This window comes from Kribbella amoyensis, from assembly GCF_007828865.1.
GTDB lineage: Bacteria > Actinomycetota > Actinomycetes > Propionibacteriales > Kribbellaceae > Kribbella > Kribbella amoyensis.
The window spans coordinates 829,200-840,601 of the sequence record NZ_VIVK01000002.1 but is presented as its reverse complement, the minus strand read 5'-3'; the positions used below and the strand labels follow the sequence as shown (position 1 = coordinate 840,601).

The 11,402-nt window shown below is 71.4% G+C and carries 12 protein-coding genes and 1 pseudogene; 8 read left to right on the top strand and 5 right to left on the bottom strand.

Annotated elements, in window-relative coordinates:
• A pseudogene (locus tag FB561_RS34095) lies at nucleotides 1-195 on the bottom strand (thiamine-phosphate kinase); the annotation flags it as partial.
• A 138-nt stretch (nucleotides 196-333) separates the two neighbouring features.
• On the opposite strand from FB561_RS34095, the gene FB561_RS34090 reads away from it, so the two are divergent.
• From FB561_RS34090 to FB561_RS34075, 4 genes are all read left to right on the top strand, one after another.
• Complete coding sequence (locus tag FB561_RS34090; protein WP_184806149.1) at nucleotides 334-570, top strand: Lrp/AsnC family transcriptional regulator; 237 nt, start codon at nucleotides 334-336, stop codon at nucleotides 568-570.
• A complete protein-coding gene (locus FB561_RS34085) occupies nucleotides 549-1,037 on the top strand; it encodes a DUF3515 domain-containing protein (RefSeq protein WP_145814134.1) in 489 nt (162 codons plus the stop codon). Before FB561_RS34090 ends, FB561_RS34085 begins: the two co-directional genes overlap by 22 nt.
• A 116-nt stretch (nucleotides 1,038-1,153) precedes the next feature.
• Complete coding sequence (locus tag FB561_RS34080) at nucleotides 1,154-1,570, top strand: YciI family protein (RefSeq protein ID WP_170284922.1); 417 nt, start codon at nucleotides 1,154-1,156, stop codon at nucleotides 1,568-1,570.
• 9 nt (nucleotides 1,571-1,579) lie between these two features.
• Entirely contained in the window at nucleotides 1,580-2,788 is a 1,209-nt protein-coding gene (locus tag FB561_RS34075; protein ID WP_145814133.1) for an RNA polymerase sigma factor, read from the top strand.
• 9 nt (nucleotides 2,789-2,797) lie between these two features.
• Here the strand turns inward: FB561_RS34075 and FB561_RS34070 are convergent, their stop codons facing one another.
• A complete protein-coding gene (locus FB561_RS34070) occupies nucleotides 2,798-3,928 on the bottom strand; it encodes a D-alanine--D-alanine ligase family protein (protein WP_145814132.1) in 1,131 nt (376 codons plus the stop codon).
• 144 nt (nucleotides 3,929-4,072) lie between these two features.
• Between FB561_RS34070 and FB561_RS34065 the strand changes: the two genes are divergently transcribed.
• Nucleotides 4,073-4,675 (top strand): TetR/AcrR family transcriptional regulator, encoded by a 603-nt coding sequence (locus FB561_RS34065; RefSeq protein ID WP_145814131.1) that lies wholly within the window; start codon nucleotides 4,073-4,075, stop codon nucleotides 4,673-4,675.
• Between the two features lie 99 nt (nucleotides 4,676-4,774).
• Nucleotides 4,775-5,881, top strand: coding sequence for a trans-sulfuration enzyme family protein (locus FB561_RS34060; protein ID WP_145814130.1), 1,107 nt, complete (start codon nucleotides 4,775-4,777; stop codon nucleotides 5,879-5,881).
• Here FB561_RS34060 and FB561_RS34055 read toward each other — a convergent pair.
• Both FB561_RS34055 and FB561_RS34050 read right to left on the bottom strand, forming a co-directional pair.
• Entirely contained in the window at nucleotides 5,863-7,068 is a 1,206-nt protein-coding gene (locus FB561_RS34055; protein ID WP_145814129.1) for an MFS transporter, read from the bottom strand. The genes FB561_RS34060 and FB561_RS34055 overlap by 19 nt on opposite strands.
• Nucleotides 7,065-7,886 carry a DeoR/GlpR family DNA-binding transcription regulator gene (locus tag FB561_RS34050; RefSeq protein WP_145814128.1) on the bottom strand — a complete coding sequence of 274 codons (822 nt, stop codon included), beginning with the start codon at nucleotides 7,884-7,886 and terminating at the stop codon, nucleotides 7,065-7,067. Before FB561_RS34050 ends, FB561_RS34055 begins: the two co-directional genes overlap by 4 nt.
• Before the next feature lie 107 nt (nucleotides 7,887-7,993).
• On the opposite strand from FB561_RS34050, the gene FB561_RS34045 reads away from it, so the two are divergent.
• Complete coding sequence (locus FB561_RS34045) at nucleotides 7,994-9,151, top strand: MFS transporter (RefSeq protein ID WP_145814127.1); 1,158 nt, start codon at nucleotides 7,994-7,996, stop codon at nucleotides 9,149-9,151.
• Entirely contained in the window at nucleotides 9,144-10,346 is a 1,203-nt protein-coding gene (locus tag FB561_RS34040) for an MFS transporter (RefSeq protein WP_145814126.1), read from the top strand. The genes FB561_RS34045 and FB561_RS34040 overlap by 8 nt, the downstream gene beginning before the upstream one ends.
• Nucleotides 10,347-10,361: 15 nt before the next feature.
• Here the strand turns inward: FB561_RS34040 and FB561_RS34035 are convergent, their stop codons facing one another.
• Entirely contained in the window at nucleotides 10,362-11,369 is a 1,008-nt protein-coding gene (locus tag FB561_RS34035) for a sugar phosphate isomerase/epimerase family protein (protein WP_145814125.1), read from the bottom strand.
• Between the last annotated feature and the right edge of the window lie 33 nt (nucleotides 11,370-11,402).

Here is an 11,402-nt window from a genome sequence, read left to right as displayed (position 1 = left end):
CGCCGACGACCAGTCCTGGCGGAAGTGCCGGCCCTCGACCAGCAGGTCCGTAGTGATCACCATCCGGCCGTCCGGGACCGCCACCACGGCGGCGTCGTCGCCGGGCCCGACGAGCACGTCCTCACTCTTGGACAACCCCCGGGTGACGGCCGCGATCAGGCCGAACTCGCCGGTGCTCCCCAACGTCTCTGTCACGTCAACAGACCTCCCATGTACCCACCCGGAGTCTAGGCGGTACGGTGACCGGGCAACGAAGAGTACGCCCGGCCGCTCCGCAGTACGCTCGCGGAGTCACGCCCGGTGCCAGCTGAGGACGACTGAGTGGAGAACGCCGTGGTGGTCCAGGCCTACATCCTGATCCAGACCGAGGTCGGCAAGGCGGCCGACGTCGCAGCGCAGATCGCCGAGGTCCAGGGCGTCACCCTGGCCGAGGACGTGACCGGTCCGTACGACGTGATCGTCCGCGCCGAGGCCCGCAACGTCGACGAGCTCGGCAAGCTGGTCGTCGCCCGGGTGCAGAACGTCCCCGGGATCACCCGCACGCTGACGTGCCCCGTCGTCCACATCTGATCATCCACCGGTTCGTCACCGCCGTCGCCGCGGTTCCACTCCTCGCCCTGCTCGCCGGTTGCGGCTCCGACCCGGTACCCGTCGCGGTGCCCGAGCCCGCACCGGAGGTCGCCGACGCCTGCGCCGCGCTGGTGAAGGCGCTGCCGGAGAAGGTCCTGGACGCGGAACGCCGCGACACCGAGCCGGTCAGCCCGTTGACCGCGGCGTACGGCGACCCGCCGATCGAGGTGACCTGCGGGGTCGCCCCACCGGCCGGGATGGCGCAGGCGCAGTCGCAGTGTTTCGAGGTGAACGGCGTCGGCTGGTACGCCCAGGAGGTGACCAACGGCGTCCTCTTCACCACGATCGGGCGCCGGATCTACCTGGAGATCGCGGTGCCGTCCAAGTACCGGCCGGAGGCGAACGCGCTCACCGACGTGTCGGACGCGGTCAAGGCGCACAACACCCTGATCACGCCCTGCACCTGAGGTTCGCGGGCCGGGGAAAGTTCCTGCTGAGGGCATGTCCGGTTCAGGCTGAGGTCATCGACGTCCCGGGTGAGCAGGCGCCACAGTGGTGTCACTCGCAGAGACGGGAGACCGCGATGAAGTACATGATCCTGACCTACGCCTCGCAGCAGGACTACGACGGCATGGCCGGCAAGGAGACTGGCAAACCGGCCTGGACCGGCGAGGACTTCGCCGCCATGGGCGCGTTCATGGAGAAGTTCAACGCCGACCTGGCCGAGTCCGGCGAGCTGGTCGAGACCCGCGCCCTGGCCGCGCCGGTGCTGACCCGCCGGCTCGGCTCGAAGGACGGCGCCTCGGTCGTCACCGACGGGCCGTACGCCGAGACCCAGGAGGTGCTGGCCGGCTACTGGATCGTCGAGTGCGACAGCTTCGATCGCGCCACCGAGCTCGCCGCCCGGCTCGCCGACACCCCGGCCCCCGAGTTCGTCCGCGCCACGGCGTACGCCGACGTCCGGCCGATCGTCGAGGGCAGCGGCGACCTGCTGGACTGAGGTTCGGCGATGGGTGCGGGTGACCTCGAGGACGTCCTGCGGCAGCTGGCGCCGCAGGTGCTGGGCGCGCTGGTCCGGCGGTACGGGCACTTCGACACGGCCGAGGACGCCGTGCAGGAGGCGCTGCTCGCCGCGGCCCGGCAGTGGCCGGACGAGGGGTGGCCCGACAACCCGCGCGGCTGGCTGATCACGGTCGCCTCCCGGCGGTTGACGGACCTGCTCCGCGGCGAGCAGGCGCGGCAGCGCCGGGAGGACCAGGTCGCCGGGTGGCGGACGGTGCCGCCGGAGCCGGTGACCGATTCGGACGACACGCTGATCCTGTTGTTCCTCTGCTGCCACCCGTCGTTGTCACCGGCTTCTCAGATCGCGCTCACCCTCCGCGCGGTCGGCGGTCTCAGCACCCTGGAGATCGCCCGTGCGTTTCTGGTGCCTGAGGCAACGATGACGCGGCGGATCACCCGGGCGAAGCAGAGCGTGCGGGACAGTGGGGCCCGGTTCTCGCTGCCGCCCGACCACGCCGACCGGCTCGACGCGGTGCTGAAGGTCGTCTACCTGATCTTCACCGAGGGCTACACCAGTACGGCCGGGCCGCGGCTGCACCGGGTCGAGCTGTCGGCCGAGGCGATCCGGCTGGCGCGGATGATCCGGACGCTGCTGCCCGACGATCCCGAGGTCGCCGGGTTGCTCGCCCTGATGCTGCTCACCGACGCACGGCGCCCGGCCCGGGCCGGTCCGGGTGGCGAGCTGGTGCCGATGGACGAGCAGGACCGCTCGCGGTGGATCCGCCCGTTGATCGACGAGGGGATCGCGTTGATCACCGAGACGCTCCCCCGCGGACCGGTCGGGCCGTACCAGCTGCAGGCCGCGATCGCGGCGGTGCACGACGAGGCCGCGTCGGCCGGCGAGACCGACTGGCCGCAGATCGTCGCGCTGTACGGGGTGCTGCTGCAGTTCAGCGACAACCCGATGGTCGAGCTGAACCACGCCGTCGCGGTGGCGATGGCGCGGGGTCCGGCGGCCGGGCTGGAGCTGGTCGGCCGGCTCGAAGCCGGCGGCCGCCTCGCCGACGACCACCGGCTGTACGCCGTCCGGGCCCACCTGCTGGAGCGATCCGGGGATCACGCGGGCGCCCGCACGGCGTACGAGCGAGCGGCGACCCTGACGACCAGCCTCCCGCAACAGCGCTACCTCAACACCAAGGCCGCCGCCATGGGGTGATGCAAAGGGTCAGCGGAGACCGGTGGGGCGGTCGAGGGCGAGGCGGAGGAGGCGTTCGACCAGGGCGGGGTAGTCGATGCCGCTGGCGGCCCACAGCCGGGGGAACATGCTGGTCGGGGTGAAGCCTGGCATGGTGTTGATCTCGTTGATGATCACCTTGCCGTCGGCGTCGACGAAGAAGTCGACCCGGGCCAGCCCTTCGCCCTCGATCGCGTCGAACGCGGTCAGCGCCTTCGCGCGCACCTCCGCGGCCAGCTCCTCCGGCAGCTCAGCCGGCACCGAGAGCGCGGTGTACTCCTCGCCCTCCGGCAGATACTTGGTCTCGAAGTCGTAGAAGTCGTGGCCGCCACCGTTCACCGCGACCTCGCCGCAGACGCTGACCTCGGGATTCGCGCCGTCGAGACCGCCGAGCACGCCGACCTCGATCTCGCGCGGGTTCTTCGCGGACGCCTCGACGATCACCTTCGGATCGTGCGCGCGCGCCTCGCCGACGGCGGCGTCCAACTCGTCGAGGGAGTTCACCTTGCTGATGCCCAGGCTCGACCCACCCCGGGACGGCTTCACGAAGACCGGGTAGCCGAGCCGGTCGACCGCCTCCCGGCAGGCCTGCGGGTCCCGGCGCCAGTCCCGGTCCCGGATCACCACGTACGGCGTGACCTCGAGGCCCGCCGCCTGGAAGACGACCTTCATGTAGTGCTTGTCCATCCCGACCGCGCTGGCCAGCACCCCGGACCCGACGTACCGGATGTCGGACATCTCCAGCAGGCCCTGCAGTGTGCCGTCCTCGCCCCACGGGCCGTGCAGCAGCGGGAAGACCACGTCCACCTCGCCGAGGGTGCCGGGCACCTGGTCCGGCTCGGTGACGACCAGTTCGCGGTCCGCGCCGAACAGCACCGGCAACGCGGTCACGTCGACCTCCGGGAGCTTGCCGTCGGTGATCGACAGCCGCTCCGGGTCACCGCTCTCCAGCACCCAGTGGCCGCCGGTGGTGATGCCGATCGGTACGACCTCGTACTTGTCCCGGTCGATCGCCTGCAACACGTTGGCCGCGGTCACGCACGAGATGGCGTGCTCGCTCGACCGGCCGCCGAACACCACGGCGACGCGGGGCTTGCTGGGTTCCCTCGAGTGCTTACTCACCGGCTCGACGATAGCGGCACGGCCGTGGCCGCTTGACCGGGGTTTGGTAAAGAAGTCTTCAGATTGCTGTCAGTGACTCCCTCGCGGCACGAGCCGGACCCGGAGCGTCGGTAGGCTGCGCGGCACCGCGGACGAGGGGGTGGGATGGGACTACGCGAACTCAAGCGGGAACGCACCCGGCGGCTGATCGCCGACAAGGCGTTCGAACTGTTCACCGACCACGGCTTCGGCCGGACCACGGTCGAGCAGGTCGCCGCGGCCGCGGAGGTCGGGCCGAGCACGGTGTACCGGTACTTCCCGACCAAGGAGACCCTGGTCCTGGAGTTCGTCGAGCAGAGCCTGTTCGGCGCGCTCGACTGGTTGCGCGAGCAGCCGGCCGACCTCGCGCTGCCGGTGGCGCTGGAGGAGGTGATCGAGCGAGTCCTCGACCACTTCGAGCGCAGTCCGGACCGGGTCCGCGCCGTCTACGACCTGGCCGAGCAGACGCCGTCGCTGGGCGCGCACCTCACCGACGCGATCTGGCGCTGGCGCAAGGAGCTGACCACCGAGCTCGGCCGGAGATTGTCCCTCGCCGACGGCACGGCAGAGCTGACGGCAGCGCTCGCGGCCGGCGTGACGATGAACATCATCGAGATCACCGTGCACCTGTGGGTCGGCAACCCGGACGGCCCGACCGCCAAGGAGCTCACCGCGCAAGCGCTCACCCTGCTCCACAACGGACTGCCCCTGCCCGGCTCCCGCGGCTGACCCTTCCCGCGCCCCAGCCAGGCCGGCCCGGCGGACCGCGGTCGGCCCGGCATCGGACCTGGGCGCCGGCGGCGATGCCATGGTTGACACAATCCGGGCATGACCCCTGACCTGGATCCCTCCACCGTCGTCGTGCACGCCGGCCGTCCCGAACGGGTGCCGAACGCGCCGCTGGGCGAGTCGCCGGTGTTCAGCTCGACGTACATCGCCGGTGGGGATCGCGGGTACGGCCGGTTCGGCAACGACGCGTGGACCGCCTTCGAGGAGACGCTCGGCGCCCTTGAAGGCGGCCGGGCGCTGACGTTCGCGTCCGGGATGGCGGCCGCCGCGACGGTGTGCGACCTCGTCCCCGTCGGTGGTCGCGTCGTCGCGCCGCAGCACGCGTACAGCGGGGTCCTCGCGATGCTCGACCAGCAGGCGGAGTCCGGCCGGCTGACCGTGGTCCGGGTGGACGTCTCGGACACCGAGCGGGTCGTGGCCGCCGTCGCCGGTGCGGACATGCTGTGGATCGAGTCGCCGACGAACCCCGCGATGGAGGTCGCCGACCTGCCCGCACTCGCGGCGGCCGGGCACGCGGCTGGTGCGACGGTCGTCGTCGACAACACCTTCGCGACGCCGCTGCTGCAACAACCGCTGAGCCTGGGCGCGGACATCGTGATGCACTCGGCGACCAAGTTCATCGCCGGTCACTCCGACGTCGTCCTCGGCGCCGTGATCACCGCGAACGACGACCTCTGGGCCGCGATCGAGCTCCGCCGCCGCTCGGTCGGGTCGATCCCGGGACCGATGGAGGCCTGGCTCGGACTCCGTGGGCTCCGCACCCTGGCCCTGCGGCTGGAGCGGGCCCAGTCCAACGCCGCGTTCCTCGCCGACCGCCTGCTCGCCCATCCACGGGTCAGCCGGGTCCGGTACCCGGGCCTGCCGGACGACCCCGGTCACGCCCGGGCCGCGGCGCAGATGTCCGGGTTCGGCGCGATCCTCGCGATCGAGCTGGGCGGTGACGCCGAGGGCGCCCAGCGGGTCTGCGAGAGCACCCGGCTCTGGGTGCACGCGACCAGCCTCGGCGGCGTCGAGTCGATGCTGGAACGCCGCCGGCGCTGGCCGATCGAGGTACCGACGATCCCCGAGGACCTGATCCGGCTGTCGGTCGGCATCGAGCACCCGGACGACCTGTGGGCCGACCTGGATCAGGCGCTCAAGGTCTGATCCACCTTCTTCTCCTCGGCCGGTACGCCGGACTTCAGCACCGGCGCCGCAATGAAGGTGAGCACGCACAGCACGACCGGCAGCACGAACGCCACGTTGAGCGGCATCCAGTGCGCCAGTCCGCCGATCACGGCCGGGCCGGCGAGCAGACCGACGTACCCGAGTCCGACGACGCGGGCCATCAACGCCCCCGACGCGCGGGTGTCCAGGTTGCCCGCGGCGGTGAACAGCTGCGGTACTCCCCCGGCCAGGCCGAGGCCGAACAACGCCCAGCCGACCAGCGCGACCGGGATCCACGGCACCACGATCACCGTGGTCAGGCCGATCGCGGCGAGGCCGGCGCCGTACCGGACGATCGCCGCCGGTCCGATCAACGCGGCCACCCGGTCGGTGGCGAACCGTCCGATCGTCATCGCGACCGCGAACGAGCCGTACGCGTAGGCCGCCGTACTGGTCGAGGTGCCGAGCACGTCGCGGAAGTGCAGCGCGGCCCAGTCGTTCGCGACACCCTCGGCGAGCATCAGGCCGAAGGCGAGCGCGCCGAGCTGCCAGACCAGCTTGGCCGGCGTCTTCGCGCGCGGCTCGTCGGTCTCCTCGACCTCGGCCGGTGCGGGTTCGTCGGCCTCGATCAGGAACCGCGCGGTCGCCAGCGACACCACGATCAGCAGGACGCCGCACGCGCTCATCGAGACCGCGGTCGGCACCCCGGCCTTCAGCGTGGCCGCACCGATCAGCGCGGCGAAGGCCCCACCGATCGACCACATGGCGTGGAAGGCGGCCATGATCGGCCGCGGGTACGCCCGCTCGACGACGACCGCGTGCGCGTTCATCCCGACGTCGAGGGACCCGTTCGCGAAGCCGAGCACCAGCAGGGTCAGCCCGAGCGACCACCAGCTGTCGGCGAGCCCGGGACCGAACAGGGACAGGCCGAGCAGAACCCCGGCCGCTGGGACCAGGCGGCGCTGGCCGACCCGGTCGGCGAGCGGCCCGGCGACCTGCATCCCGGCGAACGCGGCGCCGCCGAGGACGAGCAGGAGCAGGCCCAGAGTGCTGTGCGAGATCCCGGCGGCGTGCTCGATGTTCGGGATGTGCACGACCCACAGGCCGATCGCGAAACCGTTCAGGGCGAAGTAGACCCAGGTCGCCACGCGCGCCGCACGGGGAAGGGCCGAAACGGCGGTGGTCAACGGGAAGTGCCTTCCAGCTCTCGGGTGGGTTCTGACGAAATTCCGGTGCGGAGTTCGGCGCCGACGACCTCGACGAGGACGCCTCGCTGGGACAGCGCGGCCCGTTGCTCCTCGGGCGCCGCGGTGTCGGTGACGATGACGTCCGGCCGGTCGGCCGGACAGATGTAGGCGAGCGCGGACCGGTCCCACTTCTCGCCGTCCACGAGCACGATCGACCGGGTCGCCACCTCGAGCGCCTGCCGCTTGACCTCGGCGTCGCCCAGGTCGTACGCGGTCATCCCGTTGTCCAGGCTGTACGCGCAGGGGCTGAGCACCGCGACGTCGAACCGCAGCGCCCGCAACGACGCCAGGGTCAGCGGACCGACCAGCGACAGCTCACCCCTGCGCGGTTCGCCGCCGGGGACGAGCAGCCGGATCCCCGGCGCGTCCGCGAGCTCGTGCGCGATGTGCAGGGACAGCGGCATCACGGTCATCGAACGGTGCCGGAGCAGCCGGGCGACCTCGAGCGCGGTCGTCCCGCTGTCGAGCAGGATCGTCTCGCCGTCGCGCAACCGCTCGACCGCCGCGGCCGCGATCGCCCGCTTCGACGCCACGGCCGCCTCGGACCGGGCCGCGAACGGCGGCTCGGCGCCCGACGGCAACAACGGCACGGCGCCACCGTGGACCCGCTTGAGGATCCCCTGTGCGGCCAGGTAGTCGAGATCGCGGCGCACGGTCATATCCGACGCGCCGGTGGCCTCGACCAGCTCGGCCACGGCGACGCGCGGGACCTCGCGCAGCCGGTCAACGATCACCTGGTGTCTCTCGGCACTTCTCACGTTCGAAAAATCTAACATCTGGATGTTCGATCAAACAAAGCCGGGTCCGGGGTAAGGTCTCCGGTGGTTCGTGAGTGAGAGCGTTTTCCGTGGAGAGAGTTCGCCAGATGGCCGACGAGGTACGCCGGGCCCGGGTCGCGGTCGCGGTGGTCTTCGCAGTACACGGCGCGGTGACCGGATCGTTCGCGACCCGGGTGCCGTGGATCCAGGACCACGCCGGCGTCAGCGCGGGCCAGCTCGGGATCGCGCTCGCGTTCCCCGCGCTCGGCGCAGCGTTGGCGATGCCGCTCGCGGCCGGGGTGAGCCACCGCCTGGGCAGCCGCGCCGCGCTCCGCGTCCTGCTCGCGCTCTGGACCCTCGCGCTGGTGCTGCCGTCGCTGGCGCCGAACCTGCCCACCCTCTGCGCCGCCCTGCTGGTGTACGGCGCGACCGCGGGGATGGCCGATGTCGCGATGAACGCGCTCGGCGTCGAGATCGAACACCGGATGGCCAAATCGATCATGTCCGGTCTGCACGGGATGTGGAGTCTGGGCGCCCTGATCGGTTCGGCCGTCGGCACCGTCGCCGCCCACCACGAGCTCTCCGCGCAGGTCCACCACGTCGCGGCCGCCGCCGTCCTGACCGTGGTCGGGATCGTCGCCTGCCAGTTCGTGCTCAACCTCCGGCCGACCGAGGACGAGGAAGCGCCGCCGCGGTTCGCGCTGCCGCCGAAGTCGGCGCTGCTGATCGGCGCGGTCGGCTTCTGCGCGGTGTTCGCCGAGGGCGCGAGCCTCGACTGGTCCGCGGTGTACCTGGAGGACGTGCTGACCAGCTCGGCCGGAGTGGCGGCTGCCGCGACCACCGGGTTCACGTTGACGATGGCCGTCGCGCGGCTCGCGGGTGACTCGGTGATCGACCGGTTCGGCGCGGTCGCCACGGTCCGGGTGAGCGGGGTGATCGCGACACTGGGCGGCCTGCTGGTCGTGCTCGCACCGCATCCAGCGGTCGCGATGGCGGGCTTCGGCCTGCTCGGCCTCGGGATCGCGGTCGTCGTCCCGCTCGCTTTCGCCGCCGCCGGGCACACCGGTCCGAACCCGAGCCAGGCGATCGCGGGCGTCGCCACCGTGACGTACGCCTCCGGGCTGGTCGCGCCGTCGATCATCGGTGGCATCGCCGAGGCGAGCAGCCTCGTCGTCTCGTTCGTCGTGGTCACGATCCTGACCCTCGGCCTGTCCCTGTTCGCCCAGGTCCTGCGCACCCGAACCCGTACCAGCGTCGATGGCTGACCTGAAGCCGGAGACGGTGACACGCTGGGCCCCGGTCGTCACGGCGACCGTGTTCCTGGTGGCGCTGTGCCTGCGTCCGGCGCTCACCGCGGTCGGTCCGGTGCTGCCGCGGATCGGCGCCGACGAAGGCCTCGGCGAGGCGGCGCAGGGCGTACTGGGTGCCCTGCCGCTGCTCGCGTTCGCGGCCGCGTCGCCGTTGGTCCACTTCGCCTCCCGGCGGATCGGGATGGAGCGGACCGTGCTGGTCTCGTTGGTCGTGCTTGCGGTGAGCAGTGTGCTCCGCGCGTACACGGGGCAGGCCGGGCTGTGGATCGGGACTGTCGTCGTCGGCGCCGCGATTGCCGTTGGCAACGTTCTCGTCCCGGTCATCCTGAAACGCGACTACGCCGCCCACGTGTCCCGGGCGACCGGGATCTACACGGCCTTCATCACCGGTGGCGCCGCACTCGCCTCGATCCTCGCCGTACCGATCGCCGACGCGGTCGACTGGCGCCTCTCGCTGGCGGTGTGGGGTGGGCTCGCCGTCCTCGCCGCGGTGATCTGGTTGCCGCGATCGATCCGGCCCGCGCCCTTGCCTGTCACGACGACCGAGGACGCCGCTCCCCCGGTGAGCGTCTGGCGACAGCCGATGGCCTGGCTGGTCACCGGGTACATGGGACTGCAGTCGACCAGCTTCTACCTGCTGGTGAACTGGTTGCCGACGATCGAGATCAGTCATGGCGTCGCGGAGCGGACGACCGGTGTGCATCTGTTCCTGTTCCAGGGGTTCGGGCTGATCGGCGGGCTGACCATCCCACGGCTGATGCGGCATCCGCTCGACCAGCGCGCGGGCACGATCACGGCCAGCGTCCCGATCGTGATCGCCTTGCTGGGGCTGTTGCTGGCGCCGGAACTCGCGGTCGTCTGGGCGATGCTGGCCGGCCTCGGTCAGGGCGCGGCACTGGTCGCCGCGCTCACGCTGATCAGTCTGCGCGGCCGGAGCCACCACGAGACCACGCAGCTGTCGGGGATGGCGCAGGCCGTCGGCTATCTGCTGGCCGCGACCGGGCCGGTGATCGCGGGGTACCTCGCCGAGCGGACCGGGGGCTGGGACGCGACGCTGATCGTGTTCGCCTGCCTGGCCGCGGTCCAGGTCGGGCTGGGGATCGCGGCCGGTCGCGACACCCGCGGTACCGCGCAGGTGTCGCGACCGTAAGCCGCTGATGGTGCCTTACTTGTCGGTGGCGAAGGCCGCGTCGAAGGCCGCGGTGGGCTTGTCGAAGGCGAGCTTGCGGATCACGTCCACCGCCTCGGCGGCGCCGACCTTGCGCTCCATCCCGGCGTCCTCCCACTCGACCGAGATGGGGCCCTGGTAGCCGATCGAGTTCAGTACCCGGAAGCAGTCCTCCCAGTTCACGTCGCCGTGACCGGTGGAGTAGAAGTCCCAGCCACGCCGCGGGTCGCCCCAGGGCAGGTGCGAGCCGAGCCGGCCGTTGCGGCCGCCGCCGGTGCGCATCCGGGTGTCCTTGCAGTCCACGTGGTAGATCCGGTCCTTGAAGTCCCACAGGAACGCGACCGGGTCGATGTCCTGCCAGACCATGTGGCTCGGGTCCCAGTTCAGCCCGAACGCCTCCCGGTGCCCGATCGCCTCCAGGGTCAGCGTGGTGGTCCAGTAGTCGTACGCGATCTCCGACGGGTGCACCTCGTGCGCGAACCGGACGCCCTCGGTGTCGAACACGTCGAGGATCGGGTTCCACCGGTCGGCGAAGTCGGCGTACCCGGCGTCGATCCGGTCGGCCGGGACCGGCGGGAACATCGCGACGTACTGCCAGATCGAGGACCCGGTGAAGCCGATCACGGTGTCGACGCCGAGCTTGGCCGCGGCCCGGGCGGTGTTCTTCAGGTCCTCGGCCGCGCGTTGCCGGACCCCTTCGGCGTCACCGTCGCCCCAGACCCGGGACGGCACGATCGCCTGGTGCCGGAAGTCGATCGGGTCGTCGCAGACCGCCTGGCCGACCAGGTGGTTCGAGATCGCCCAGACCTTCAGGTTGTACTTGTCCAGGATGTCGCGCCGGCCCTGCACGTAGGAGTCGTCGTCGATCGCCTGCTGGACGTCGAAGTGGTCGCCCGAGCAGGCGATCTCGACCCCGTCGTAGCCGGACTCGGAGGCGAACTGGCAGACCTCCTCGAACGGCAGGTCGGCCCACTGGCCGGTGAACAAAGTGATCGGGCGTGGCATCCGCGCGTTCCTCTCGGTCTGGCAGTACTGGGG

Excerpts from the sequence above, each read along its gene's own strand:
- FB561_RS34060 (WP_145814130.1), top strand. The coding sequence starts at position 4,775 with ATGACCCCTGACCTGGATCCCTCCACCGTCGTCGTGCACGCCGGCCGT.
- FB561_RS34075 (WP_145814133.1), top strand. The coding sequence starts at position 1,580 with ATGGGTGCGGGTGACCTCGAGGACGTCCTGCGGCAGCTGGCGCCGCAG.
- FB561_RS34035 (WP_145814125.1), bottom strand. The coding sequence starts at position 11,369 with ATGCCACGCCCGATCACTTTGTTCACCGGCCAGTGGGCCGACCTGCCG.
- FB561_RS34045 (WP_145814127.1), top strand. The coding sequence starts at position 7,994 with ATGGCCGACGAGGTACGCCGGGCCCGGGTCGCGGTCGCGGTGGTCTTC.
- FB561_RS34040 (WP_145814126.1), top strand. The coding sequence starts at position 9,144 with ATGGCTGACCTGAAGCCGGAGACGGTGACACGCTGGGCCCCGGTCGTC.
- FB561_RS34080 (WP_170284922.1), top strand. The coding sequence starts at position 1,154 with ATGAAGTACATGATCCTGACCTACGCCTCGCAGCAGGACTACGACGGC.
- FB561_RS34065 (WP_145814131.1), top strand. The coding sequence starts at position 4,073 with ATGGGACTACGCGAACTCAAGCGGGAACGCACCCGGCGGCTGATCGCC.